The sequence below is a fragment of the Microbacterium sp. ABRD28 genome, assembly GCF_003850245.1.
Lineage (GTDB): Bacteria > Actinomycetota > Actinomycetes > Actinomycetales > Microbacteriaceae > Microbacterium.
Genome location: NZ_CP031015.1, coordinates 976,788 through 1,002,175 on the forward strand (window position 1 = coordinate 976,788; position 25,388 = coordinate 1,002,175).

The 25,388-nt window shown below is 70.4% G+C and carries 22 protein-coding genes; 16 read left to right on the forward strand and 6 right to left on the reverse strand.

Annotated features, from left to right (window positions below):
- The first annotated feature begins 34 nt into the window (after nt 1-34).
- From DT073_RS04865 to DT073_RS04880, 4 genes are all read left to right on the forward strand, one after another.
- Entirely contained in the window at nt 35-1,567 is a 1,533-nt protein-coding gene (locus tag DT073_RS04865; protein WP_353681946.1) for a cytochrome b/b6 domain-containing protein, read from the forward strand.
- Between the two features lie 93 nt (nt 1,568-1,660).
- Nucleotides 1,661-2,992 carry a sensor histidine kinase gene (locus DT073_RS04870; RefSeq protein WP_124292367.1) on the forward strand — a complete coding sequence of 444 codons (1,332 nt, stop codon included), beginning with the start codon at nt 1,661-1,663 and terminating at the stop codon, nt 2,990-2,992.
- Nucleotides 2,980-3,687, forward strand: coding sequence for a response regulator (locus DT073_RS04875; protein WP_124292368.1), 708 nt, complete (start codon nt 2,980-2,982; stop codon nt 3,685-3,687). Before DT073_RS04870 ends, DT073_RS04875 begins: the two co-directional genes overlap by 13 nt.
- Entirely contained in the window at nt 3,684-4,571 is an 888-nt protein-coding gene (locus tag DT073_RS04880; RefSeq protein ID WP_124292369.1) for a DUF4097 family beta strand repeat-containing protein, read from the forward strand. Before DT073_RS04875 ends, DT073_RS04880 begins: the two co-directional genes overlap by 4 nt.
- Here DT073_RS04880 and cofE read toward each other — a convergent pair.
- Both cofE and DT073_RS04890 read right to left on the reverse strand, forming a co-directional pair.
- Nucleotides 4,547-5,380 (reverse strand): coenzyme F420-0:L-glutamate ligase, encoded by an 834-nt coding sequence (gene cofE / locus DT073_RS04885; protein ID WP_124292370.1) that lies wholly within the window; start codon nt 5,378-5,380, stop codon nt 4,547-4,549. The two genes, DT073_RS04880 and cofE, sit on opposite strands and share 25 nt — an antisense overlap.
- A 7-nt stretch (nt 5,381-5,387) precedes the next feature.
- Nucleotides 5,388-5,894, reverse strand: a complete 507-nt coding sequence (locus tag DT073_RS04890; RefSeq protein ID WP_124292371.1) for a GNAT family N-acetyltransferase — start codon at nt 5,892-5,894, stop codon at nt 5,388-5,390.
- Between the two features lie 118 nt (nt 5,895-6,012).
- On the opposite strand from DT073_RS04890, the gene DT073_RS04895 reads away from it, so the two are divergent.
- Nucleotides 6,013-6,573, forward strand: coding sequence for an acyl-CoA thioesterase (locus tag DT073_RS04895; protein WP_124292372.1), 561 nt, complete (start codon nt 6,013-6,015; stop codon nt 6,571-6,573).
- A gap of 6 nt (nt 6,574-6,579) precedes the next feature.
- Here DT073_RS04895 and DT073_RS04900 read toward each other — a convergent pair whose 3' ends face one another.
- Entirely contained in the window at nt 6,580-6,879 is a 300-nt protein-coding gene (locus DT073_RS04900; RefSeq protein WP_124292373.1) for a DUF7882 family protein, read from the reverse strand.
- A gap of 135 nt (nt 6,880-7,014) precedes the next feature.
- Here DT073_RS04900 and DT073_RS04905 point away from each other — a divergent pair, with 135 nt between their 5' ends.
- Complete coding sequence (locus DT073_RS04905; protein WP_164478147.1) at nt 7,015-7,785, forward strand: EAL domain-containing protein; 771 nt, start codon at nt 7,015-7,017, stop codon at nt 7,783-7,785.
- A gap of 60 nt (nt 7,786-7,845) precedes the next feature.
- Here the strand turns inward: DT073_RS04905 and DT073_RS04910 are convergent, their stop codons facing one another.
- Nucleotides 7,846-8,115 (reverse strand): hypothetical protein, encoded by a 270-nt coding sequence (locus DT073_RS04910; protein ID WP_235014993.1) that lies wholly within the window; start codon nt 8,113-8,115, stop codon nt 7,846-7,848.
- A 48-nt stretch (nt 8,116-8,163) separates the two neighbouring features.
- On the opposite strand from DT073_RS04910, the gene DT073_RS04915 reads away from it, so the two are divergent.
- Complete coding sequence (locus DT073_RS04915; RefSeq protein WP_124292375.1) at nt 8,164-8,457, forward strand: DUF7882 family protein; 294 nt, start codon at nt 8,164-8,166, stop codon at nt 8,455-8,457.
- Between the two features lie 26 nt (nt 8,458-8,483).
- On the opposite strand, the gene DT073_RS04920 is transcribed toward DT073_RS04915, so the two are convergent.
- Complete coding sequence (locus DT073_RS04920) at nt 8,484-10,430, reverse strand: bifunctional diguanylate cyclase/phosphodiesterase (protein WP_240638772.1); 1,947 nt, start codon at nt 10,428-10,430, stop codon at nt 8,484-8,486.
- Between the two features lie 145 nt (nt 10,431-10,575).
- Between DT073_RS04920 and DT073_RS04925 the strand changes: the two genes are divergently transcribed.
- The 8 genes from DT073_RS04925 to rocD all read left to right on the forward strand — a co-directional run bounded on the left by DT073_RS04925 (nt 10,576) and on the right by rocD (nt 19,537).
- Complete coding sequence (locus DT073_RS04925) at nt 10,576-11,130, forward strand: hypothetical protein (protein ID WP_124292377.1); 555 nt, start codon at nt 10,576-10,578, stop codon at nt 11,128-11,130.
- A 21-nt stretch (nt 11,131-11,151) separates the two neighbouring features.
- On the forward strand, nt 11,152-14,865 hold the full coding sequence (locus DT073_RS04930) for a proline dehydrogenase family protein (protein WP_124292378.1): 3,714 nt from the start codon (nt 11,152-11,154) through the stop codon (nt 14,863-14,865).
- Complete coding sequence (locus tag DT073_RS04935) at nt 14,865-15,338, forward strand: GNAT family N-acetyltransferase (protein ID WP_205783029.1); 474 nt, start codon at nt 14,865-14,867, stop codon at nt 15,336-15,338. The genes DT073_RS04930 and DT073_RS04935 overlap by 1 nt, the downstream gene beginning before the upstream one ends.
- Before the next feature lie 276 nt (nt 15,339-15,614).
- Complete coding sequence (locus tag DT073_RS04940; RefSeq protein WP_240638773.1) at nt 15,615-16,067, forward strand: hypothetical protein; 453 nt, start codon at nt 15,615-15,617, stop codon at nt 16,065-16,067.
- A complete protein-coding gene (locus DT073_RS04945) occupies nt 16,067-16,291 on the forward strand; it encodes a helix-turn-helix transcriptional regulator (protein WP_124292379.1) in 225 nt (74 codons plus the stop codon). The genes DT073_RS04940 and DT073_RS04945 overlap by 1 nt, the downstream gene beginning before the upstream one ends.
- A 1-nt stretch (nt 16,292) precedes the next feature.
- Entirely contained in the window at nt 16,293-17,285 is a 993-nt protein-coding gene (locus tag DT073_RS04950; RefSeq protein WP_124292380.1) for an NAD(P)-dependent alcohol dehydrogenase, read from the forward strand.
- Between the two features lie 123 nt (nt 17,286-17,408).
- A complete protein-coding gene (gene ddaH, locus DT073_RS04955) occupies nt 17,409-18,314 on the forward strand; it encodes a dimethylargininase (protein ID WP_124292381.1) in 906 nt (301 codons plus the stop codon).
- Entirely contained in the window at nt 18,311-19,537 is a 1,227-nt protein-coding gene (gene rocD / locus DT073_RS04960; protein WP_124292382.1) for an ornithine--oxo-acid transaminase, read from the forward strand. Before ddaH ends, rocD begins: the two co-directional genes overlap by 4 nt.
- A gap of 6 nt (nt 19,538-19,543) precedes the next feature.
- On the opposite strand, the gene DT073_RS04965 is transcribed toward rocD, so the two are convergent.
- A complete protein-coding gene (locus DT073_RS04965) occupies nt 19,544-21,124 on the reverse strand; it encodes a molybdopterin-dependent oxidoreductase (protein WP_240638774.1) in 1,581 nt (526 codons plus the stop codon).
- Between the two features lie 190 nt (nt 21,125-21,314).
- Between DT073_RS04965 and DT073_RS04970 the strand changes: the two genes are divergently transcribed.
- The gene (locus DT073_RS04970; protein ID WP_276310445.1) at nt 21,315-25,358 is read left to right on the forward strand and encodes a carbohydrate binding domain-containing protein; all 4,044 of its coding nucleotides are present in this window, start codon (nt 21,315-21,317) and stop codon (nt 25,356-25,358) included.
- The last annotated feature ends 30 nt before the right edge of the window (nt 25,359-25,388 follow it).

Genomic DNA, 25,388 nt, shown 5'->3' on the forward strand with positions numbered 1-25,388 from the left:
GCAGCAGAAATCGACGGGTCGCGAGCCCAGGCGGATGCGACAGGGTCTGCCTCGGGTCGTCGGCGGTGAGCCGTGGCCACCGGCTGCGGCCACGCCCGGAGGCGCCCCGTGGCCGCAGACCGGCGAGGCGACCGGCGCGCCCAAGCCCGCGGCCGCGGCCGCGGCCGCGGCCGGCCGGGCGGACGCGCGGGCGGGCGCGGAGCGAGCGGTGACCCGCGAAACACCCGCCGACCCGTCAGAAAACGTCGCCCCCGCGGCATCCACCCCGCAGGAATCGACGGCTCGCGGGGGAGAGAGGGTCCGACGCGGGCTTCCTCGGGTCGCGGGCGGTAACCCGTGGCCGCCGGCTGATTTCACGCCGCGCCCTCGTGCTGCCGCAGCGCCGCCAGCCGATGCGTCGGCGCGTGCTGCCACCCTCGTCGCCGACCCGGCAGAATCGGAGGCTCCCGCACCATCGGGGCAGCAGGAATCGACGGCTCGCGACGGTGACGCAGGCGTCCCCGCTTCGACCGCTCCCCCCGCATCGGCGGATATCGCCGTCGCGTCCGCGCCCGCGGGCCCCCGCGCCCCGTTGCCGTTCACCCCGACCGTGTTCCCCGGTGCCGCGGCATCCGTTCGTCCTGCCCCGCCTGCCGAGCCCCGCCGCATCGGTCCGTACACCCCGCTCCAGTGGGCGGGGGTCGCCGCCGTCGGCGGCTTCACGCTGCTCGTCGCGGCGGGACTCGTCGTCGTGATCGTGCGGTTCCTCCTGAGCATCCCGCCCCTGCAGGGGTTCGTGGAGCAGTTCCCGGGTGAGTACCACCTTCCCGAGTGGGCACCGGTCGGCATTCCCGCCTGGCTCGGCTGGCAGCACTTCTTCAACGTCTTCCTGATGGTGCTGATCATCCGCACCGGGCTCCAGGTGCGCACCGAGAAGCGGCCGACGGTGTTCTGGAGCCCGAAGGGCAACAAGCGCCGCAAGATCAGCCTCAACCTGTGGCTGCATCAGGCGCTCGACGTGCTGTGGGTGGCCAACGGCATCATCTACATCGTCCTGCACTTCACCACCGGTCAGTGGGTGCGCATCGTGCCGACGAGCTGGGAGGTCATCCCCAACGCCGTCAGCGCGGGCCTGCAGTACCTCTCGCTCGACTGGCCGACCGAGAACGGCTGGGTCAACTACAACTCCCTGCAGCAGCTGGCGTACTTCGCCACGGTGTTCATCGCAGCGCCGCTGGCGATCATCACCGGAGTGCGCATGAGCGGCTTCTGGCCGAAGGACGCCGCGCGCCTGAACCGGCTTTACCCGGTGGAATGGGCGCGTAAGGTGCACTTCCCGGTGATGCTCTACTTCGTGGTCTTCATCATCTTCCACGTGACGCTCGTCTTCGCCACGGGCGCTCTTCGCAACCTCAACCACATGTACGCCGCCCAGGGGTCGGTCGACCCGAACGCCTATGCCGACAACTGGGCGGGGCTCCTCATCTTCATCCTGTCGCTCGGCATCATCGTCGCGGGGTGGGTCGCCGCCAGACCCCTCGTCGTCGCGCCGATCGCCCGCCTGTTCGGCACAGTGAAGAGCCGGTGAGCGGGCGGGATCACCGCACCGGGGGATAACCCCCGGTGAAGAGTCCGGATGCCTCGGGCGCGCCGAACGGGCGGCAGTTCTACCGTGGGTGTCATGACCACAGCACCTCTCACCCCCGCCGCGCCGCGTGAGGCACCCAGCCCCGCGCCGGCGCGCCCCGCGAAGGTGAAATCGCAGATCGCCTCGCCCTCGCGCATCGCCTTCGCCATCGCCCACCTCGCGGCGCTCGGCGTCATCGGCTCCGCGCTCTTCGGATTCCTCTTCTCGCTCCTCGGCCTCGGTCTCGGCTTCCTCCTCGTGATCGGCATCGGGCTGCTCTTCCTCGTGGGCCTCGTCTACGTGCTGTTCGCGCTCGCCTGGCTCGAAACCGCCCGCATCGACGGGCTCTACCACTTCGGTCTCACCCCGAGGCGGCTGCGCCGCAGCGGCAGCCCCGGCTTCGGCGGCTGGATCCGCTCCCTGGGCCAGCAGGCGATCGATCCCGGCATGTGGCGGGCCATCGCGAACCTCGCCGTGGCCACCCTCCTCGGCGGGATCACCCTCTTCCTCTTCCAGGCGATCTCGAGCGGCATCGTCTTCACCTTCAGCCCGCTCTTCGCCGACGACGGCGTCCTCCGGCTCTTCGGAACGGGTTTCGTCGTCGCGAGCGGCTGGGCGGTCGTCGCCGGCATCCTCGTCGTCGTCCTGGCCGCGGCCGGCATCGTCGGCCTCGCGATCCTGCACGGCGTGCTCGCCCGGGCGATCATGGTGCCCTCCCGCGAAGCACAGCTGGCTGAGGAGGCCCGGACCTCCAACGCGCAGCGGGTCGGCGCGGTCCGCGCCGCCGACGTCGAGCGCACCCGCATCGAACGCGACCTCCACGACGGCGTCCAGCCGCGGCTGGTCTCGGTCGGGATGACGCTGGGCCTCGCCCAGCAGAAGCTTGACACCGACCCGGCCGCCGCGAAAGAGCTCATCGCCGAGGCGCACACCTCCACGAAGGCCGCCATCACCGAGCTCCGGCAGCTCGCCCGCGGCATCCACACGTCGGTCCTCGACGACCGGGGTCTCGACGCCGCTCTTTCCGCCCTCGCGGCGCGATCGGTGGTGCCGGTGCAGCTGGATGTGCGGATGGACGGGCGCTGCTCGCGAGATGCCGAGGCGGCGGCGTACTTCGCCATCGCCGAAGCTCTCACCAACGCCGCCAAACACGCCCGTGCGTCGGAGTGCCGTGTGGTCGTCCGGCTCCGAGACGAGCCGCAGACCGGATCCCGCACCCTGTGGGCTCGGGTCGAGGACAACGGCGTCGGTGGTGCCCAGGTGATCGCCGGTGGCGGCATCGACGGCATCATCAACCGGGTGCTGGCCGCCGGCGGCACCGCGCGACTGGACAGCCCCATCGGCGGGCCCACCTCGGTGGAGGTGAACATCCCATGCGCGTCCTGATCTGCGAAGACTCCGCGCTCCTGCGCGAGGGCCTCAGCCGTCTCCTCGACGACGCCGGCCACGAGATCGTTGCCGCCCTTCCCGACGCCGAGCACCTCGACGACACGGTGGACGAGGTGGCCCCCGACCTCTGCATCCTCGACGTCCGGCTCCCGCCGACCTGGTCGGACGAGGGCATCCGCGCGGCCCTCTCGCTGCGGGCGCGACTGCCGCAGCTGCCGGTGCTCGTGCTCTCGCAGTACGTGGAGGAGCGCTACGCCGCCGACCTCATCGCCGCGAGCGGCGGGGCCCTCGGCTATCTGCTGAAGGACCGGGTCGCCGATGTCGGGGAGTTCCTCGACGCGGTCGGCCGGATCGGCGAGGGCGCCACCGTCCTCGACCCCGAGGTCGTCGCGCAGCTGCTGGCCCGACGTCGCCGGGACGAGCGGATGCAGCGGCTCACCGACCGGGAATCCACGGTGCTGGCCCTCATCGCCGAAGGGCGATCGAACCAGGCCATCGCCCGCACGCTGCACGTCAGTGAGGGGAGCGTCGAGAAGCACATCACCGCGGTCTTCCAGAAGCTCGACCTCGAACCCGACGACTCCGGCAACCGCCGGGTGCTCGCCGCCCTCGCCCATCTCGAACACGGCGGCCCCGCCGCCCCCGCACCGCGTCCGCAGAGCGGACCCTTTCAGACAGGAACGAACCGATGAGCACCGTCCCTCCTCCGGCCCCGGAGCCGGCACAGCCCACTCCGCCGACCGGGTCCGAGCGCCCGACCCGGCCGGACGCACCCCGTTCCGCCGCGCCCCGCGTGGTCGCGACCCTCGTCGGCGCCTTCGGCGCCCTGGTCATCCTCGGAACCCTGGGCACCGCCGCTGTGGGGACGGCTTCGGCTGCCGTCACCGGTGGCGGCGGCGGGAGCAGCTCCGGCGACAGCACCGTCGACGCCACCGGGGTGACCGAGGTGGAGACCGAGGTGGGAGCCGGGAGCCTCAGGATCGAATTCGCCGACGTCGATGAGGCCACCCTCGAGGTGACGCGCGGGTGGGGCGCCGATCAATGGCGCCTCGAGCGCGTCGAAGACACCATCCGGGTGTCCTCGCCTGACCGATGGTGGGGCGGATGGATGTTCGGTGACCGGTCGGAGGCGGTGCTCACCCTTCCCGACACCCTGGAGGGGCTCGACGCCGACCTGACGATGAACGCGGGCGACCTCCGGGTCGTCGACGGTGACTTCGGCGAGCTCGACCTCGACCTCGGCGCGGGCAGCATCGACATCACCGGCTCTGCCCGTTCCGTCGACGCGACGGTGTCGGCCGGTCAGGCCGACCTCGAGCTGTCAGATGTCGCCGAAGCCGACGTCACGGTCAGCGCGGGCGATATGGACCTCGTCCTCACCGGTACGCAGCCGGGCCAGATGACGTTCGACGTCAGCGCGGGACGGGTGACCGCGACCGTGCCCGAAGGCGAGTACGACATCACCTCCGAGGTCTCCGCAGGCGACTTCGACAACGGCCTCGGCTCGACCCCGGGCGCCCGCAGCACCGTCGAGGTCAGCGTCACCGCCGGTCAGGTGGAGCTGCGCGCCGGCTGAGCATCTTCCGCCTCCGCACCATCGACCCCGGGCTCACCGGGACCGCCGAGGGGTTCCTGACCGGCACGGCCGGCAGCGAACCCCTCGGCGTAGGCTTCGTCGGCGCCGAGGCGGAACATGTCGCGCTCCCACGGCCGCACGATCGACCGCGCACCGGGGAGATCGAGGTCTCCGACCAGGTCGCCACGGCCGCGGACGACGGCGACGGGTCGGCGTCCGACCTTCCCCTTCACCAGATCCGCGGCGGCGCACAGTTCGTCGGCGACGCACGGCATCGTCACCGCGAGGGGCCGGCCCTCGGCATCGGTCGTCCCTCTGAGGTCTTCGAAGACGGCCACTCCGCCGGCGCCGATGGCGTGATCGGTCTGACCTTCGCGCCATGCGCGTCCGAGCGTGTCGGAGATGAGCACACCCACGCGCACGCCCAGGCGTGCGCGCAAGCCCGCCGCGAGTGCCCGGGCGGACCGGTCGGGATCTTCGGGCAGAAGCAGCACCGTCCCCTCGGGGGTGTTGGACGCATCCACCCCGGCCGCGGCGGCGATGATGCCGAGACGATTCTCGACGATGCGGGTCACGTGTCCGCTCGGACCTTCGCGCCGCGCGACCACCCGCACCGACTCCGCGGTGATGGCGTCCTCGCGATCGTCTGCCTGGACGAACCGGCCCTCGGCCTTGGACACGACCTTCGAGGTGACCACGACGATGTCGCCATCCTGCAGGGTGTCGGCGGCAGCGGTGCCGATCACCGCGATGAGATCGTCACCCGTGGTGATCTCGGGGATGCCCTCCAGCGCCCAGACGCTCAGCACGGCGGGTTCAGCGGACGAACCGGACCTCGGTGAGCGTCTCGCCGAGGAAGGGCTCGGTGTGCGAGGCGCCGTCGAGGCTGAAGCCGTTGCGCTCGTAGAAGCGGTGCGCACGAGGGTTGTCTTCGGCGACCCAGAGGTACAGGGGCTCACCGTTCTCGACCGCGGCGTCGAAGAGCTTCTGTCCGATCCCCTTCCCGTGATACGCATCGAGAAGGTAGATGAAGTACAGCTCGCGGTTGCGGGGCGCATCTTTGTCGCGGGCCGGTCCCGAGCCGACGAACCCGACGATCTCGCCGTCGACCAGGGCCGCGCTCATCTTGAACTCGGGTCCCTGGACCGCCCAGTGGGTCCACAGTTCGGCCAGCCGGCGGGGGGAGATCTTCTCCAGCGCCGCCTTGCTGATCACCTGGTCGTAGGTCTCATGCCAGCATGTGGCGTGCACCTGGCCGAGAGCGACGGCATCGACGTCTCGCACCGGCCGCACCACGACATCCGTTCGCAGTTCAGCGTCCATGGCCAGACTCTACGCGCGGGTTCCGACGTCGCGAAATCGAGCGGGATGCCGCAGGAAAACTGTCGATCCTGCACAACCGAATCGGCGGAATCATCGTTCCTGGCTACGATCCGAGACCGTGAACGTCCTCTGGCGCACCCTGCTCGTCCACCTCCTCGCGCGCCTGCGCCTCCGTCGTGAGGGGTGGTTGACCTTCCAGGACGTCGGGCGCATCCGGCTGACCACCCTGCCGACCGACATCGACGTGCTGCGCCACATGAACAACGGGCGCTACCTGTCTCTGTTCGACCTCGGTCGCTGGGACCTGCTGGTGCGCACCGGGATGGTCGACGCGATGCGCAGGCACGGGTGGTACGGGGTGGTCTCGAGCGAGACCGTCACCTTCCGCAAGTCGCTGGAGCTCTGGCAGCGCTTCGAACTCCAGACCAGGATGCTGGGACACGACGATCGCGCGCTCTACCTCGAGCACCGGGCGCTGGTGCGCGGTGAGATCTACGCGAGGGCCATCATCCGTATCCGGATGCTGAAGCGGTCGGGCGGAACCCTTCCCCACGAGGAGCTGTTCGCCGCGGTCGGTCGCCCCGAAGGGATGCCGGACGTCGAGCCCTGGGTGCACGACTGGGCCGCGGCATCCGCTCTGCCCTCGACCCGTCAGCCGGCGCCCAGCGACTGGAGCTGAGCCGGTCTACTCTTCCGGTTCGGGGACGATCGTCAGCCCGCCCGGTGAATTCGCCGACTTGGACAGTGCGTCCAGCCACGCGGGGTTGAGTTTAGGTGTGCGGCTGCCGAAGTACTCGAACGCCACCGGGATGTTCGGGCTCAGCCACACCGAGGTGCGGCCCATGCCGTTGCGGGTGGGGTCGGTCCAGGTGAAGGAGAACTGTTCGCCACGGCGGAGCTTCGACCAGACCACGGCCTGCAGGTGCGCCAGGACACGGTCGTCCAGCGCGACGGTCAGTTTGGAGTCGTAGGTCAGAGTTCCCATCGTGACCAGCGTAATCTGCCGCGGGGCCGCAGCGATCAGGTCGGCAATGATCCGGGGTGCGTGTCGCATTATAGGTACGTCACGCCTGTTTGTCTGGTGTTGCTCGAAATGGGCATACTTGTGACCCTGAGAGACATGGACCCCTGTGCAACCCTCGCCACCGAGTTGCGCGCGGCCGTGCCCGCCGGCGGACTCTCCATAGAGTTCCAGCCCATCTTCGACCTCGATGGTTCCGGTCAGCCGGATCGCCCCGTCGCGGTGGAAGCTCTCTGCCGCTGGCATCATCCTCGATTCGGCATGATCTCGCCCGTGCATTTCATCCCCCTCGCCGAGACCCACGGCATCATCGCCGACCTCGGCGCCGCCGTGCTCACCCGCGCCGGCAGACAGGTCGCCGCATGGCAGCGTGCCGGTCACGATCTGGGCCTGTCGGTGAACGCTTCGCCGTCGGAGTTCTCGGCCGCGTGGGTCGACACCGTCGCCCAGCGCGCCGACGAGCTCGGGCTGTCGGCGGGCAGTCTCACGATCGAGATCACCGAGTCGCCCGCGCCGCAGTTGCTGCCGCGCGTGCTCGCGGTGCTCGAGCGTGCCCGTGCAGCCGGCCTCGGCCTCTCGATCGACGATCTCGGCGCCGGCGACACCACGACCCCCATGCTCGACGCGCTGCCGCTGACCGAGGTGAAGATCGACCGGTCACTGACCCAGCGGGCCGATGCCGAGGCGGATGAGGCGGTCGCCGCCGCGGTCGAGCAGGCGCGGCGGAACGAATGGTCCGTCGTGGCCGAGGGGATCGAGACTCACGACGACCTCGAGCGCGCGCGTCGCCGGGGGTGCGACCGGGGCCAGGGGTTCCTCCTGGGTAAGCCGATGCCTGCGTCGGAGCTAACCGCTCTGCTGTCGGCCTGACCGGTCGCGACGACCCCGCCAGAAGAGGCGTCGAGCGACCGAGCGGATGATCGGGGGCCGTCAGATCCCGCTGTAGTCGTCGATCACCATGTCGGTGTCGTCGTGGGCGTTGCCGTGGGCCTGCTCGGACGGGACGTCGATCTGCGTCCAGGTGACGGGCATGCCGGGGGAGAAGAGGATGTCGATGCCCGGGCCTCCGCGCAGCGGCGGGATGTTCACATACCCGCCCCCGGCCTTGATGGCGTCGAGGATCTTGCCCTTGAGCTCGGTGACCGGGTCGGGAAGGAAATAGTCACGCCCGTCGACGGTGAGTCGGTTCACGATGGCCATCGCACCAGAGTACGGGAACGCGTCACGACGAACGTAGGATCGACAACGATGGGTACCTTGCACTATGGCGCGCCTTCGGTCGCCGTTCCGATCGATGACCGCACGCTCGCGCACCTCGAACTCGTGATCGTGGCCAAGCTCCGCCGACGTGAGAGCACGTCGCTGGCCGTGATCGACGACGACACCAACCGGCGCCAGGCGCTGTGGATCTCGCCCGCGAGCACGCTCCGCTTCGAATACGACGGGCCCATGCCCGAGATCAACAAGGCCTGGCTGCAGGACCTCGTCGACTCGGCCAACTCGCCCGGTGGTCTGCGGCTCCTGCCCGAACCCGGCGCCTGAGCTCGTCACCGGCGCCGATGCGCCGGCTAGCGCGAGACGCGACCGCGCCCGGCGCGCTTGGCGCGGTACATCGCCGCGTCGGCGGCTTCCAGCAGCTCTGACGAGGTCGGCCGCTGGGCTGCGGCGACAACCCCCGCCGACGCCGTCATCCGGATCGACAGATCCTCGACCACGACTGGCTCAGCGAGGGCGAGGAGCGCGCGCTCGGCGATCGTGTGCGCGTCGGCCTCGTCCACCTCACGGCAGATGAGGATGAACTCGTCGCCACCGAAACGAACGATGACGTCCTCGGATCGGGCGCTGTGGGTCAGGCGCTTGCTCACGGCCACGAGCACCGCGTCGCCGACCTCGTGCCCATGGGTGTCGTTGACGGCCTTGAAGTCGTCGAGATCGACGAAGATCATGGCGACGCCGTGCTCGGTCTCGCGCAGGAGCTCCTCGAGCCGGTCGTCGAGGAATCGGCGGTTGTGAAGACCCGTGAGCGGGTCGTGGAATGCCAGCTCGGCGAGTTCCGCTTCGTTTCGTCGTTCCATGGCCGCGCGGATGTCGAGGGCCAGGTCCTCGGCGTCCTTCACTAGGTCGCCCCACGGGAGGCTCCGCCCCGTGACGCTCTCCTTCCACGCCGAGAACGACCGACGCGGCGACAGCGGGTGGTCGCGATTTCCGGCGGTCTGATCTCCCAGCCAGTTCACCTCGCGCGTCACCTCGCCGCGCACGAATACGAGGCAGTCGTTGGGCTCTCCGAGCGAGACGCTGAGGATCCCGGCGACACCGGGGATCTCGACCGCGAGCTCGGGACGCTCGATCGGCAGCGCCTCCGAGCTGAAGGGTGCGGTACCGAGGTCATCGACGACCGCGCCGAGCAGCTCGGGTTCGGGCACGTCGCCGATCGTGCGGGCCACGCCGCCCAGGCGCAGGTAGGCGCCGTCGGCCGGCACCGCGTCGAGCACGGTCTTCGGCCCGTCCAGAAGCGCCGCGTGCACGTCGAGTGCGCCGTAGAGCGGTGCGACGACCGCAGACCGGCGCTCTCGGGCCGAGAGCTGTCGACGAAGCTCGTCGATCTGGCGGGCCGCGGTGAGCTGCATCGTGACCTGGCTCGCCAGCACCTCGAGCGAACGACGGAGAAGCACCGGCACCCGCCGCACAGTGCGATGCGCGCATGTGAACATGCCGACGAGTCGGTCATCGGCGACGAGCGCGAACGAGACCGTGGCTGCCTGGCCCATGTTGCGCATGAACTGCAGGTGGTGCGGCGACACGGCCCGCAGCTCGGTGGTGGTCAGGTCGAGGGGGCCGAGCTCGGGGAGGAGGGTGACCAGCGCCTTGCCGTCGTCGTGGGTGTCGACGATCGCCCGCGATCGCTTCTGCAAGTAGAGGGCGCGCGCCTGCGGGGGGATGTCGGATGCGGGGAAGTGGAGACCCAGGTACGACTCCATATCGGGTTCGCGCTCGTCCGCGACGATCTCGCCGTGGCCGTCGTCGAAGAAGTCATAGCACATCACCCGGTCGAAGCCCGTGATGGCCTTGATCTCGGCGGCGGCCCGCCGGCGCAGCTCGGTGGCGTCGACGATCCCTGCGAGGCGCTGGATCGCGGTGACGACGCCGGTGCGCACGTACTCCAGGTCGGGGACGGTCGGCTCGAGCTCGATGATGACGGGGTCGCTGCCTCGGTGCACGATCGCGTCGTGCTCGGCGTCGTTGAAGCGCACCCGGATCGGGTCGAGCGCGACGCCGTGCGCGTAGGCGTCGCGGAGCCGGTCGTCGCCGATCTCGTTGATCGTGAGCCCGAGGACGTCGGCAGCATCCTCGCTGGCGACCGTGACCGTGTCGGTCTGCGCGTCGACCGCGAGCAGGGTGCCGAACGACTGGATGCGACCGGGGGTGGCGAGCGGCTCGGTCGAACATTCGAGGAGCCGCTGATGCTCGTCCGGACCCCACGCGCTGTCCGTCGGGGTGAATGGGGTGGTGTTCACCTGTGCCTTCCCTTGCGAGAAGAGTCCGCCCGAAGCGACGCCACAATCCGCGCAGCGTCCATGGTAGGCATAATTCCTCCTACCGCAGGGCCGCCCGGTGCACAAGCACCTTCCCCGCAGCCCTTGCACGCGGTTCGGTGGGAACGTGGACACCACTACTCTCATCTGGGTCGTCGTCGCCGTCGTCGCCGTTCTCGTCATCGCGGGGATCGTCATCGGGCTGGTCGCTCGCCGGCGCTCCACCGCGCACCGTGAGGCGCAGCATCGCAAAGCCGAGGAGATCCGCGAGAAGGCTCGCGAGTCCGAGATCGCGGCTCAGGAACGCGAGGCCGAGGCAGCGCGGGCACGCGCCGATGTCGCTGCTGCGACCGCCGACGCAGAGCGCGCGAAAGCCGATGCCGCCCGAGCGGAGGTCGAAGCGCGCCGGCGACAGGGTGACATCGCCGAGCACGAGGCGGATGCTGCCGAGAGACGAGCCGAATACGAGGAGAGCCTGGCCAAGGCCGATGAGATCGATCCGCTGGTGAGCGACCGGGAGCGGACGGCGCCCGCCGACCATGCAGGAGACGAGCCGGCGCCGGCCGCCGACCGTCGATACGATCGGCACGATGGCCCGCTCATCGACACCGGAGAGGGTGACAGGACGGACCGGACCGACACGCGCACAGACCGTCGCGATCCCGGCGCAACCGGGGCGTGATCGCGTTCTAGTCTGGATGCCATGGTGACCGACCCCTTTCGGGGCGATACCGACCTGGCGGCATCCGGCGACGATCTCGCCGAGAGCGCCGTGCAACTGGCGCAACGGTGGATCACCGAGAGCGCCCAGGTCGATGTCGACCCCTCCGCCGCCCGCCTCGCCGGTGTTCTGAAAGACCCCAACGGTCTGCCCTTCACGATCGGGTTCGTCGACGGCGTGATGCGTCCGGAGAGCCTCGGCGCCGCGGCATCCCAGCTCCATCGTGTCGCGCCGCTGGTGCCGGACTTCCTGCCCTGGTATCTGCGCGGCGCCGTGCAGGTCGGCGGTGCGGTCGCTCCGGTGCTGCCGACGCCGGTGGTGCCTCTGGCACGTCGGGCGCTCCGCGAGATGGTGCGCCACCTCATCGTCGACGCCCGGCCGAAGAAGCTCGGCCCCGCCATCGCCGAACTGCGCGCGTCCGGCGCGCGGCTGAATCTGAACCTGCTCGGTGAAGCCGTCCTCGGCGAGGACGAGGCACTGCGCCGACTCGACGGGATTCACGACCTCATCCGCCGACCCGACGTCGACTACGTCTCGGTGAAGGTGTCGGCGATCGCCAGTCACATCTCCATGTGGGCCTTCGACGAGGTCGTCGACAAGGTCGTCGACCGGCTCATGCCTCTCTACCTGTCGGCGGCGTCGGATGGCACCTTCATCAACCTCGACATGGAGGAGTACCGCGACCTCGACCTCACCATCGCGGTCTTCACCCGCATCCTCGAAGACCCGCGTCTCGCCGATCTCGACGCGGGGATCGTGCTGCAGGCCTACCTCCCCGATGCGCTTCCGGCTCTGCGGGAACTCACGGCGTGGGCGCGGGCGCGCGTGCGCGGGGGAGGCGCGGGCATCAAGGTGCGCCTGGTGAAGGGCGCGAACCTCGCGATGGAGAGGGTCGACGCGGTCATGCACGGCTGGGAGCTGGCGACCTACGGCTCGAAGCTCGACAGCGACGCCAACTACCTGCGCTGCCTCGACGAGGCGCTGCGCGCCGAGAACGCCGCCGCCGTGCGGGTGGGTGTCGCCGGGCACAACCTCTTCGACATCGCCTATGCGTGGCTGCTCGCCGGCGAGCGCGGGGTGCGCGACCGGGTCGAGTTCGAGATGCTCCTGGGCATGGCGCAGGGTCAGGTCGAGGCGGTCTCGCGCGAGGTCGGCCCGGTGCTGCTCTACGTGCCGGTCGTCGCCCCCGACGAATTCGACGTCGCCATCAGCTACCTCGTCCGCCGACTCGAAGAGAACGCCTCGAGCGAGAATTTCCTCTCCGCGGCGTTCGACCTCGCCGACGACCCCGCCCTGTTCGAGCGTGAGCGCGAGCGATTCCTCGCCTCGGTGGCGCGCGCGAGCGACCCCGATCTGCCGACGGGTCCGAACCGGACCCAGGACCGCACCGGTTCCGGAAACGACGACACCAGCGCGACGGATGCCGCCCGAGGCGCCCTGCTGAGACCGACGTCGGAAGCCGACGACGACGGGCTGACCCGCGAAGTGCTCGGGATCGCCCGCTCGGTCTCGGTCGACCCGGGAGAGACCATTCCGATCGCGCCCGAGGTCGGCGGGATCCTCTTCGGCGGCCAGGAGATCGTCGAGACCGCGGTCTACGCGGCACGCGAGTCGGGACCCGCCGCGCTCGGCGCACCCGGTTTCGCGAACGCGCCGGACTCCGATCCCGCGCTTCCCGCCAACCGAGGGTGGGCGCGCGAGATCCTCGGTCGTGTCTCGGGGTCGCAGGCGGGCGTCGGCACGATCGCCGCGGCACGGCTCGAGGACGCCTCGGAGGTCGAGGCCGTCATCGACCGGGTGCGGTCCGCGGCGGAGGCCTGGGGCGCGAGGGCAGCCGCTGACCGCGCCGAGGTGCTCGCCGCGGCCGGCCGGGCACTGGAAGCGCGCCGCGCGGGACTCATCGAGGTCGCCGCGTCGGAGACCGGGAAGGTCTTCGCCGAGGCCGACGTCGAGGTGAGCGAAGCGATCGATTTCGCCCACTACTACGCCGCCACCGCTCGCGAACTCGACCGGGTCAGCGGTGCGGTCTTCGTACCGGCGCGACTCACGGTGGTCGCGCCGCCCTGGAACTTCCCCGTCGCCATCCCCGCCGGCGGGGTGCTCGCCGCACTCGCCGCAGGGTCGGGCGTGGTCTTCAAGCCCGCGCCGCAGGCGCGCCGCTGCGCCGCCGTGGTCGCCGAGGCGCTGTGGGAGGCGGGGGTGCCCCGCGATGTGCTCTCCCTGGTCGACATCGAGGAGGGCGAGCTCGGACAGCGCCTCATCTCGCACGAGGGCGTGGATCGCGTCATCCTCACCGGCTCGTGGGACACCGCCGCCCTGTTCCGCTCCTGGCGGCCCGATCTGCCGCTCCTGGCCGAGACCAGCGGCAAGAACGCGATGATCGTCATGCCGTCGGCAGACCTCGACCTCGCGGCATCCGATGTGGTCAAGAGCGCCTTCGGGCACGCGGGCCAGAAGTGCTCGGCAGCGTCGCTGGTGATCCTCGTCGGGCCCGTGGCCCGCTCGCAGCGATTCCTGCGGCAGCTGGTCGACGCCACGACATCGCTGCGCATCGCACCGCCCACCGACCCGCTCGCCGAAGTCGGCCCCGTGATCGAGGCGCCGCGGGGCAAGCTCGACTGGGCTCTCACCACCCTCGACGAGGGGGAGAAGTGGCTCGTCGAGCCACGCGCGCTCGACGCGTCCGGGGAGTACGAGGGGCGCCTGTGGCGGCCGGGCATCCGCACCGGCGTCAGGCCCGGGTCGCGGTTCCATCGCGAGGAGTTCTTCGGGCCCGTGCTCGGCGTCATGCAGGCCCGTTCGCTCGCCGAGGCGATCGAGCTGCAGAACGCCGTCGACTACGGGCTGACCGCAGGGCTGTACACCCAGAGCCCCGACGACCTCGCGGTCTGGCTCGACCGCGTCGAGGCCGGCAACCTCTACGTCAATCGCGGCATCACCGGCGCGATCGTGCAGCGGCAGCCGTTCGGCGGGTGGAAGCGATCATCGGTGGGGGCCGGCGCCAAGGCCGGGGGACCGAATTACCTCATCGGACTCGGATCGTGGCGGCCCTCCACCGGGGCGCCGCCCTCGGCGACCCTGCACCTGCGTGGGCTGGATTCGCGCATCACGACGCTGATCGAGGCGGCGCAGCCGACGCTCGACTACCAGGCCTTCGAGTGGCTGCGACGCGGGGCGCTGTCGGACGCCATCTCGTGGGACCGCGAATTCGGTCGGGTCAAGGACGTGTCGCAGCTCGGTGTGGAGCGAAACCTCTTCCGCTACCGCCCCGTCGGCGTCGCCGTCCGGGCGACCGGAGATGCCCCGTGGCAGGCGCTCCTGCGCGTGATCGTCGCGGCGCTTCGCGCCGGGTCGGAGGTCACCGTCAGCGCACCGGTGGGCATGCCGGCGGGGGTCCGCCGCGTGCTCGGCGAGGAGCAGGTGTCGGTGTTCGTCGAGAGCGACGAGGAGTTCGAGGCCCGCATGGTCGAGGCGCGCCCGGCGCGCGTGCGGCTGGTCGGGCCGCCGGCCTCCGTCAACGCGGCGCAGGCGGCGCTCGCCGACGCCCTCGCGGGCGACCCCGACGTCGCGGTGTACGCCGGCGAGGTCACGACGGCGGGCAGGATCGAGCTGCTGCCGTTCCTGCGCGAGCAGTCGGTGACCATCACCGCGCACCGCTTCGGCAACCCCGACCCCTGGTCGGCCGAGGTCATCTGATGCCCCGTGAGGTCCGTCGCCTCGAGGCGACGGACGTCGAGAGGATCGAGGCGGAGGAACCCGCGGGCCAGGGCTTCGTCCGCGCGATGTGGAAGCTGCAGCAGCGTGACGAGTCCGTCCTGATCGTCGCCTGGGTCGACGGGATGCCGGTCGGCTCAGCGCAGCTCGATCTGCGGACCGATCCGTGGGAGGTGAAGAACCTCAACGTCGACGAGCGCGCTCGTGGCGAGGGGATCGGAACCGCGCTGATGGCGGAGGCCGAACGGCTGGCCGCCCCTTCCGGGCGCCTGAGCGTCGGCGTCGGTGTCGACAACCCTCGGGCGCGTGCCCTCTACGAGCGGCTCGGGTTTCGCCCGACCGGACAGGAGAGCACGACGACGTACGAGTACGTGGATGAGCGCGGCGTGCGCCGCACCGCCACCGAGACCGACGTGCTGCTGATGAAGGACCTCGCGGCCGCTCCTTCCGCCTGAGCGAGGCTCGCACTGTCCCGAACTCCTGCAGATCGGGCGTCGGCGTGGCCTGCAAACGCTGACCGACGGTCTCCACGTCGGTTCTGCCGGAGTTGAGGACAGCGGCCGCCGGCGCAACTCCTCAGATTCCGCGCCGAACCGGCAAGAAACCGCCGTCGCCCGGGCGCGCGGCGCCGATTCTGAGGAGTCGTGCAGGTCGCCGCCGCGCCGCAGCGCGGGATGTAAAAGATTCTTGACACCCACGGCGTCCCGCCCTACGCTGAGTGTCAAGAATCTTTGACATCGGAGGTCGCCATGGCGTACATGGAGCGGACGATCTGGGCCCAGCTCATCGCGAGCGTCGTGGGCCTCGTGGTCTACCTGTCGCTCGTCGTGCCGCAGCTGTTCACCACCCCGGTCGGCGAGATCGCCTGGGTGTGGCCGATGATCGGGACCATCGTCGGCGCCATCGTCCTGTCGATCGTCCTCAGCATCGTGTGGGGCATGGTCGCACGGATGCGCGATCCCGAGCTCGAGCACACCGCCGACCAGCGCGATCGCGAGATCGAGCGGTTCGGCGAGCGGATCGGCCAGAGCTTCCTCGCGATCGGCAGCATCATCGCGCTGGTCCTCGCGATGGTCGAAGCGCCCTGGTTCTGGATCGGCAACGCCCTATTCCTCGGGTTCTTCCTCTCCGCGGCACTCGGAGGCATGGCGAGGCTCGGCGCCTACCGGACGGGCCTGCCGTGATGGTCCGCCCCACGAAGGTCACCAACACCATCCGCGCCGTGCGCGAGGCCGCCGGGATGACGCAGGCCGAGGTCGCCCGCCGCGTGGGCGTCACGCGCCAGACCCTCATCGCCATCGAGCAGGGACGGTACTCCCCGACGCTCGAGCTCGCGTTCCAGCTCGCCCGCGTCTTCGACGCGCGCCTCGACGACCTCTTCCACTACCCCGACACGTCGGAGGACTGACATGACCACCCACACGATCCCGCAGACCATGACGGCTTGGCGCCAGCACGCCTACGGGCCGGCCGCCGTCGTGCAGGCCGAAACGATCCCTGTCCCCACCCCCGGTCGCAAGGAGGTGCTGCTGAAGGTCGCCGCCGCGTCGCTGAACTCCGGTGACATCCACCTGATGCGCGGCGAGCCGCGCGTGGTCCGGCTCTTCTTCGGGCTGCGACGCCCACGCACGCGGGGCCGGGGGATGGATGTCGCGGGCACGGTCGTCGCGCTCGGCGCCGACGTGACGGGGCTCGCCGTCGGCGATCTCGTCGTGGGGGCCGGCGACGAGACGCTGGCGGAGTTCGTCACGGTGAAGGCGGAGCGACTCACCGCGCTGCCGGCGGGCCTCGACCCGGTCGTCGCCGCGACGCTGCCGATCGCGGGCAACACCGCGACGACGATCCTCGACACCTGTCGGGTCGGGGCGGGGTCGACCGTGCTGCTCGTCGGAGCCGGGGGCGGAGTCGGCACCCTCACCGCCGCGCTCGCCGTCGCGCGCGGCGCGGAGGTGTGGGCGACCTGCGGTGCGCGGGCCGAGCAGACCCTCCGAGATCTCGGGGCCCTGCGCGCCCTCGATTACCGCACCCACGACATCGCCTCCCTTCCCGCCGCAGCCTTCGACGCCGTCGTCGACATCGCCGGCGAACTCCCGCTCGAGGCGCTCCGCGACCGTCTCCGCGACGGCGGTACCGTCGCCCTCGTCGGGGGCGACGGCCATCCCTTCTGGGGACCGTTCCCACGGATCATCCGCTCGCTCTTCCTCAGCCGCCGCGCGCGGCGGTTCCGTTCGGTCACGGCCGTGACGAAGACCCCGGTGACGGCTGAGCTGCTGAGGATGACGGCGGCCGGCGTCATCCGTCCCGTCATCGAAAGGACCTACCCCCTGAGCGACGCCGGAGCAGCGATCGCCCATGTCGACGCCGGGCACACGGTGGGCAAGGTCGTGGTCGTCGCCGACTGAGCGCGGCGTCCCAGGCGCCGGCAAGGGGGCCGTGGCACAATGGTCCCGGCGTGCCCGGGTCGACGGCTTCGAAGCCCCGCCGGGCCTCTGGACAGCGTCCGCCGCACCTTCGCAAGGAGACCGATGTCCACTCAGAACACCGCGCCGACCGTCGAGGCCACCGCCGCCACCGCGAGCTCCACGGGGCGCATCGCCCAGCACCGCCGCTATCTCATGTGCCGGCCCGAGTTCTTCACCGTGAGCTACACCATCAATCCGTGGATGGAGCCGGCGAACCCCACCGACACCGCCAAGGCCGTCCGGCAGTGGCAGGCTCTCTACGACGCCTACCTCGAGCTCGGCCACGAGGTGGAGCTGATCGACCCCATCGAGGGCCTCCCCGACATGGTCTACACCGCCAACGGCGGGTTCCTCATCGACGGCATCGCCTACGGCGCGAAGTTCCGCTTCGACGAGCGGGTGCCCGAGGGGCCGGCGTTCATGGAGTGGTTCCGCGACAACGGGTACGACGTCGTCGTGCCCCGCGAGGTGAACGAGGGTGAGGGTGACTTCCTGCTCGTCGGCGACACCATCCTCGCCGGCACCGGCTTCCGCTCGACCGGTGACAGCCACCGCGAGGTGGGCGAGGTCTTCGGCAAGGAGGTCGTCTCGCTGAACCTCATCGACCCGCGGTTCTACCACCTCGACACCGCGATCGCGGTTCTCGACCCGGTCGAGGGACCGGGCGGGGTCCAGCGGGCGAACATCGCCTACCTCGAGCACGCGTTCGACGAGCGCGGCCAGGCGATCCTCGCCGAGCGTTATCCCGACGCGATCCGGGTGTCGGATGACGACGGCGCGGTGTTCGGGCTGAACTCGGCCAGCGACGGCTACAACGTCATCATCTCCCCGCGGGCGACCGGCTTCGAAGCGCAGCTGCGCGAGCGCGGCTACAACCCGATCATGATCGACCTGTCCGAGCTCCTCCTCGGCGGTGGCGGGATCAAGTGCTGCACCCTCGAGCTCCGCCGCGGGACGGAGGGATCGTGAGCATCTCCGAACTCCCGACCGACACCGCGACCCTGCGGGTGATCGACGCCGAGGAACAGCACCTCGCCCACAACTACCACCCGCTGCCCGTGGTGGTCTCGCGCGCCGAGGGCGCGTGGGTCACCGATGTGGAGGGCAAGCGTTACCTCGACCTGCTGTCGGCGTACTCGGCACTGAACTTCGGCCACGGTCACCCCGCCATCGTCGCTGCCGCCCAGGAGCAGCTCGCCCGTGTGACCCTCACCAGTCGCGCGTACCACAGCGACCGGTTGGGCGCGTTCGCCGCTGCGCTCGCCGAGCTCTGCGGGAAAGACCTCGTGCTGCCGATGAACACCGGCGCCGAAGCGGTGGAGACGGGCATCAAGGTCGCGCGCGCGTGGGGCTATCGCGTGAAGGGCATCGCCCCGGATGCCGCGACGATCGTCGTCGCGCACGGGAACTTCCACGGGCGCACCACCACGATCGTCGGCTTCAGCGACGACCCGGTCTCGCACGATGACTTCGGCCCGTACGGCGGCGGGTTCGTGCACGTCCCGTACGGCGACGCCGCGGCGATCGAGGCCGCGATCGACGAGAACACGGCGGCAGTGCTCATCGAGCCGATCCAGGGCGAGGCGGGGGTCATCATCCCGCCCGAGGGGTACCTCCGCGCGGTGCGGGAGATCTGCACCCGGCGCGGCGTGCTGTTCATCGCCGATGAGATCCAGTCGGGGCTCGGACGTGTGGGAACGACCTTCGCGTGCGACCGCGAAGAAGTGGTGCCCGACGTCTACCTGCTCGGCAAGGCGCTCGGAGGCGGCATCGTGCCGGTGTCGGCCGTCGTCGCCGACCGGAACGTCTTGGGCGTCATCCGCCCGGGTGAGCACGGGTCGACCTTCGGCGGCAATCCGCTGGCCGCCGCGGTCGGCACGCGCGTGGTCGAGATGCTCCAGACCGGTGAGTTCCAGAAGCGTGCCGCAGCCCTCGGCGAGCACCTCGAGGCGAAGCTCGGCGAGCTCGTCGGGCACGGTGTCACCGAGGTGCGCATCGCGGGGCTGTGGGCCGGGATCGACATCGACCCCGCCGTGGGCACCGGCCGCGAGGTGGCCGAGCGGCTCCTCGCGCGCGGGGTGCTGGCGAAGGACACGCACGGGCAGACGCTCCGCATCGCGCCGCCCCTGGTCATCCGCGCGACCGAGCTGGACTGGGCCGTCGAGCAGCTGAAGCTCGTCCTCGCGGGCTGAGCCGCGTCAGAAGACGTCGACAGGGAACTCGTGCCAGCCCGTCGCGCCGTCGGGTACGACGCCGGCGACCTCGGAGGTCTGCGTCTCGCCGAGCGCGTTCGTGGCGCGGCAGCGCAGCACATGACGCCCCGCGGTCGCACGCCACGGCAGGCTCCACTGCACCCACGTGTCATCCGAGATGGCGGTCGCGAGGGTCGCCTCCTCCCACGGCCCGTCGTCGACCTGCACCTCGACGCGCGAGACGCCGACGTGCGGCTGCCAGGCGACGCCCGCGATGACCGTGTCGCCCGCGCTCAATCCCTGGCCGGGACGCGGCACGTCGATGCGTGACTGCAGCTTCACCGGGCCGCGCTCCGACCACCCGCGGTCGGTCCAGTAGGCAGTCGCCCGATCGAACCGGGTGACCTCGAGGTCGACGACCCACTTCGTCGCCGAGACGTAGCCGTAGAGCCCCGGCACGACCATCCGCACGGGGAACCCGTGTTCGAGGGGCAGGGGCTCGCCGTTCATCCCGACGGCGAGGATCGACCATCGGTCGGGGTCGGTGAGCGCCTCGAGCGGCGTCGAGGCGGTGAAGCCGTCGATGGAGCGCGAGAGCACCATGTCGGCATCTGCCGTCGGGCGAGCCCGCGCGAGGAGCTCCCGGAGCGGGTAGCCGAGCCACCGTGCGTTGCCGATGAGGGTGCCGCCGACCTCGTTCGACACGCACGACATCGTGGCGTACCCCTCCTCCAGCGGCAGGGCGACGAGCTCGTCCCACGTCAGGGTGACCTCGTTCTCGACCATTCCATGAATCCGCAGCGACCAGTCGGCGGGGTCGACCTGCGGCACCACCAGCGCGGTGTCGATGCGATAGAACGACGCGTTCGGCGTGATGACGTCGGCCAGCCCTGCGATGTTCAGCTCGGCACCGGCGGGGATGGGGGATGCCGCGACCGCAGGTGTCGGCAGACGCAGAGCCGACCGAATCGCCGCCACCGCACGGCTGCCGCCGCTGACCAGCGTCGCACCGAGGACGGCGACGAGTCCGATCGCGGCCGCACCTCCCGTCCAGGCGAGGAAACGCCGGCGGTCCATCTGCGGGGAGTGGTCGAGCGGAGCGTCCCGGGTCGCCGCGTCTGATCGGTCGATCGGCTGCGCGGGCAGCATCCGCACCAGCATCCGCAGCGTCACGGCCATCGTGCCGCCGGCGATGAGAGAGGGGAGCCAGGACAGCGGCCCGGCGTCGGCGCGGGTGAGCGCCACGGCGGCGCCGATGACCCCGAGAGCGACGCCGATCACCACACCCATCGGAGGGCGGCGGCGCTCGAGCAGACCCGCGATAGCGGCGACCGCGAGCAGGACCACAGCGATTCCGGTCAGCAGCGCGATCTTGTCGGCCGTTCCGAACCACGCGATCGCGGTGTCTTTGGCCCAGGGCGGAGCGGCGTCGATCAGGGCGCCGCCGATGGCGGCGAAGGGACTGGATGACGGCGCGATGAGCGCTGCCGAGAGTTCGCCGAGGCCCGCTCCGAGAAGAGCCGCGACGGCACCGGCCGCCGCGGCGAGCCATCCGTCCCGGGTTCCTGCGCGATGTGCCCTCGCCACGGTTTCGAGCCTACGGCGCCCCGCGCCGCCGGGCGCGGGGCTGGTGATTACGGAAGGCTTACGTCGATCTCGGGTTGACGCGGCGCGGCCGTTCTGCCTACGGTGCTCGTGCCGAGAAAGCGCCTCCCCCCACGATCCGGCGCGCTCGTCCTGCTGAACGCCGCCGTTTCCGATCGACAAGGACGTCACGTTGCCTCGCCATGCCCCCTTCGTCCGCGTGAGCGCGACGGCCGCCGCCGTGGCCCTGCTGCTCACCGGTGTCTCACCCGCCGCCCATGGGGCGGAGTCCCTTGAGACCTTCCGCGATTTCGAGTCCGGAACCTCCGACCACATCCAGTGGGGATCGGCCGGAGCGGGGGTGCAGACCGTTGCCGACGCCGGCACGGGCTCGTACCCAGATTCCGGGCCGAACACCCACGTGCTCAGCTACGGATTCGACGTGTCCGCCGCCGGCGCGTTCGGCGGCATCGGGTTCGAGCGCCCCGCCGATGTGCCCGCCGTGGACTGGGCGGCCTACGACGGCGTGCAGTTCTGGATGCACGGCGACGGTACGCAATCCAGCATCCAGGTGGAGATCATGGATGCTGCGAGCGCCGACGCCGGCGTCTCCGACCGGTGGGACACGGTCGTGCCCGTCGGCAACGGGTGGAGCCTCGTGAAGCTCCCCTGGTCGGCATTCGGATTCGCCACCGACTACCAGGACGGCGGCGCACCGAATGACGGCACGCTCGACCTCGACTTCGTGCGCGGTCTGCTGTTCCCCGCGAACGCGGGAGCTGCGACCGTGAAGATGGACGCCATCTCGCTGTTCTCCGCCGACGGACCGGTCGCCGCGACCGTCGGCTTCGACCGCACCGCGACGAGCGTCACCGAGGGTGAGACCGCGACCCTTCCGGTCTCGCTCAGCCGCGCGGCCGAGGGTCCTGTCACCGTCGAGGTCGTCACCTCCGACGGCACCGCGATCGCGGGGACCGACTACACCGCGATCGCCGAGACGATCACGATCCCCGCGGGGACGACCGGCGTCGACGTCGAGGTGGGTACCACTGCCGACGAGGAGGTCAACGGCAACCGCACGCTGACCGTGTCGCTCGCGACCCCGGCGGGCGCCGATCTCGGTGTCTCGACCGCGACGATCACCATCCGCGACGACGACGCCGCGCCCGCGGCGCCGATCTCGCTCCTGACCGACACCGTGGAGGATTTCGAGGCGGAGTTGGTGTTGGGGGATCCGGCGGCGGTGCCGCCGTTGGGGTGGTTCGCGGCGCAGGGTGCGGGGAATGTGCCCTCGATCGAGCGGGTGGCGGATGCGACGCGTCCGGGTGCTGCTGAGGGCAATGACGTGCTGCAGCTGGGCTTGGACACGTCGTCGTGGGCTGTGGTGATCGACAACTTCACCGATGGGACCTCGTGGGTGCCGCAGGACTGGTCGGCGTACCGGGGTGTGGGGTTCTGGATGAAGGGCACGAACTCGGGTGCGCCGATGTTCGTGGATCTGCTGGACAACCGCAACCCCGGTTCGACGGTGGATGACGCGGAGCGGTTCTCGGTGCAGTTCGTCGACGATTTCACCGGGTGGCGGTTCATCGAGCTGCCGTTCGAGGACTTCGCCCGCAAGAACATCGGCAACGGGGCGCCCGATGACGGTCTCACCCTGACCGAGGTGCACGGGTTCGGGATCGGCGTCGAGCAGACCTCCACACCTGTCACCCCCGTCATCCGACTCGACGACATCGGACTGGTGGAGTACCAGCAGACGGTGGAGGATTTCGAGGCGGAGTTGGTGTTGGGGGATCCGGCGGCGGTGCCGCCGTTGGGGTGGTTCGCGGCGCAGGGTGCGGGGAATGTGCCCTCGATCGAGCGGGTGGCGGATGCGACGCGTCCGGGTGCTGCTGAGGGCAATGACGTGCTGCAGCTGGGCTTGGACACGTCGTCGTGGGCTGTGGTGATCGACAACTTCACCGATGGGACCTCGTGGGTGCCGCAGGACTGGTCGGCGTACCGGGGTGTGGGGTTCTGGATGAAGGGCACGAACTCGGGTGCGCCGATGTTCGTGGATCTGCTGGACAACCGCAACCCCGGTTCGACGGTGGATGACGCGGAGCGGTTCTCGGTGCAGTTCGTCGACGATTTCACCGGGTGGCGGTTCATCGAGCTGCCGTTCGAGGACTTCGCCCGCAAGAACATCGGCAACGGGGCGCCCGATGACGGTCTCACCCTGACCGAGGTGCACGGGTTCGGGATCGGCGTCGAGCAGACCTCCACACCCGTGACCCCCATCATCCGACTCGACGACCTGACCCTGGTCGGTCAATCGGATGCCAACCGTCCGCTGCAGCTGAACTTCGCCCGATCGACCTTCGTCGTGGCCGAGGGTGACACCGCTGCGGTGGAGCTGCGACTGTCGCGGGTGTCGGAGGAGGACGTGACGGTCTCGTACGCGACCGAGGTCGCCGAATACCGCACCTCGACCGAGGACCTGCCGGCGACGGCGGACCGCGATTTCGTCCCGACCAGCGGCACGGTCACAATCCCGGCAGGTGAGCAGTCGGCCGTGATCGAGGTCGCGACGATCGACGACGACAAGGCCGAGGTCGACGAGACGTTCGTCATCCGCCTGTCCGAGCCTGTCGGCGCCGAGCTCGGGATGTCGGCGATCGGACGGGTGAGCATCACCGACACCGACGTCGCCCCCGACGGCATGCTCGAGGACTTCGAGTCGGGCGCGGGTCTGCTGCGTCCCACCGGCGAAGCGGAAATCTCAACGCGCGAGATCGCCGCGGGCGACGACGGCGCGTATGAGGGCCAGTCGTCGTTCGAGAACGTGCTCGACATCGAGGGCGCGGGCGGGTTCGCGCGCGAACTCGAGCAGTCGCAGGACTGGTCGGCCCGCGAGGGTCTCGGGTTCTGGTACCGGGGCGCCGGCGACGGGCGAACGGTGACGGTGGGCCTCGACGACGGCACCACCGAGCGCGTCGGGCCCGAGGGCTGGGAGCTGGCGTGGTCGGATGAGTTCGATGCCCCGGCAGGGACGCCCGCAGACGAGCGCTGGTGGACCTACGAGACGGGAGGCTGGGGCTGGGGCAACGACGAGCTGCAGTACTACACCGACTCGACCGAGAACGCTGCGCACGACGGCGAGGGCAACATGGTCATCACCACGCGTGCCGTGGAAGACCCTGCGGCCTCGGGCCTCGAGTGCTGGTACGGACCGTGCGAATACACTTCTGCTCGCCTCATCACCGAGGGCAAGGTCGAAGCGCTCCACGGTCGCATCGAGGCGCGGGCGCAGATGCCCGACGGTGAGCCGGGGATCTGGCCGGCGATCTGGTCGCTCGGAAACGACTTCCGCGACGTCGGATGGCCGCAGACGGGTGAGATCGACGTGATGGAGTACGTCGGGAAGCTTCCCGACGAGATCTTCGGAACGATCCACGGTCCGGGCTACTCCGGCGGCAACGCCTACGGTCAGACCTACGACTTCGGCGAGGACCTCAGCAATCGCTGGCTGACCTTCGCGGTGGAGTGGGAGACCGAGGAGATCCGCTGGTACGTCCAGCTCGAGGACGGGGAGGAGATCCTGTTCCACACCGCCACGCCCGAGGACGTCGCGCCGTCGGAGTGGGTGTACGAGCACGCATTCACGTTCCTGATGAACATGGCCGTCGGCGGCAACTTCGGCGGACCGCTGGGCGCCGACCTGACCTTCCCGCAGGAGCTGAAAGTCGATTACCTGCGTGTCTTCCAGGCACCGGATGACGCGGAGCGCTTCCGTGCCTCGTTCACCGACGACGTCGCCGGCTGGCGATACGTCGAGGTGCCCTTCGACGCCTTCGAGCGCAGCGATGAGCAGCCTGAAGGTGCGCCTGACGACGGACTGCAGCTGACGTCGGTCTCGGGCTACCGCGTGTCGACCGATCAAGCGGAGGCGGTGGCTGTGGACCGCCTTCAGGTGCTGACGGAGATCACGGACCCCGTCCCGGGTGTGGATCCGGGCCCCGACCCCGGCCCCGACCCGGGAACCGACCCCGGCGCCGGCCAGCCCGGCGTGCCCGGCGCCGGCGCTCCCGGCCAGCCCGCGGCCGGCGAAGGTCCGAGAGGCGTCCTGGGCGCGACCGGCGCCGAGGGGCCGTGGGCGGCAGTCGCTGCCGGGCTGACCCTGCTGCTGGCGGGTCTGGTCCTGGCCCTGCGTCGAATCGTGCGTCGACATGATCTCGGAGGCTCCGAGGTCTGAGGCGACCCTACGGCGCCGCGCCGGTCTTCC

Excerpts from the sequence above, each read along its gene's own strand:
- DT073_RS04865 (WP_353681946.1), top strand. The coding sequence starts at position 35 with ATGCGACAGGGTCTGCCTCGGGTCGTCGGCGGTGAGCCGTGGCCACCG.
- DT073_RS04870 (WP_124292367.1), top strand. The coding sequence starts at position 1,661 with ATGACCACAGCACCTCTCACCCCCGCCGCGCCGCGTGAGGCACCCAGC.
- DT073_RS04875 (WP_124292368.1), top strand. The coding sequence starts at position 2,980 with ATGCGCGTCCTGATCTGCGAAGACTCCGCGCTCCTGCGCGAGGGCCTC.
- DT073_RS04880 (WP_124292369.1), top strand. The coding sequence starts at position 3,684 with ATGAGCACCGTCCCTCCTCCGGCCCCGGAGCCGGCACAGCCCACTCCG.
- DT073_RS04890 (WP_124292371.1), bottom strand. The coding sequence starts at position 5,894 with ATGGACGCTGAACTGCGAACGGATGTCGTGGTGCGGCCGGTGCGAGAC.
- DT073_RS04900 (WP_124292373.1), bottom strand. The coding sequence starts at position 6,879 with ATGGGAACTCTGACCTACGACTCCAAACTGACCGTCGCGCTGGACGAC.
- DT073_RS04905 (WP_164478147.1), top strand. The coding sequence starts at position 7,015 with ATGGACCCCTGTGCAACCCTCGCCACCGAGTTGCGCGCGGCCGTGCCC.
- DT073_RS04910 (WP_235014993.1), bottom strand. The coding sequence starts at position 8,115 with ATGGCCATCGTGAACCGACTCACCGTCGACGGGCGTGACTATTTCCTT.
- DT073_RS04915 (WP_124292375.1), top strand. The coding sequence starts at position 8,164 with ATGGGTACCTTGCACTATGGCGCGCCTTCGGTCGCCGTTCCGATCGAT.
- DT073_RS04930 (WP_124292378.1), top strand. The coding sequence starts at position 11,152 with ATGGTGACCGACCCCTTTCGGGGCGATACCGACCTGGCGGCATCCGGC.
- DT073_RS04935 (WP_205783029.1), top strand. The coding sequence starts at position 14,865 with ATGCCCCGTGAGGTCCGTCGCCTCGAGGCGACGGACGTCGAGAGGATC.
- DT073_RS04945 (WP_124292379.1), top strand. The coding sequence starts at position 16,067 with ATGGTCCGCCCCACGAAGGTCACCAACACCATCCGCGCCGTGCGCGAG.
- DT073_RS04950 (WP_124292380.1), top strand. The coding sequence starts at position 16,293 with ATGACCACCCACACGATCCCGCAGACCATGACGGCTTGGCGCCAGCAC.
- ddaH (WP_124292381.1), top strand. The coding sequence starts at position 17,409 with ATGTCCACTCAGAACACCGCGCCGACCGTCGAGGCCACCGCCGCCACC.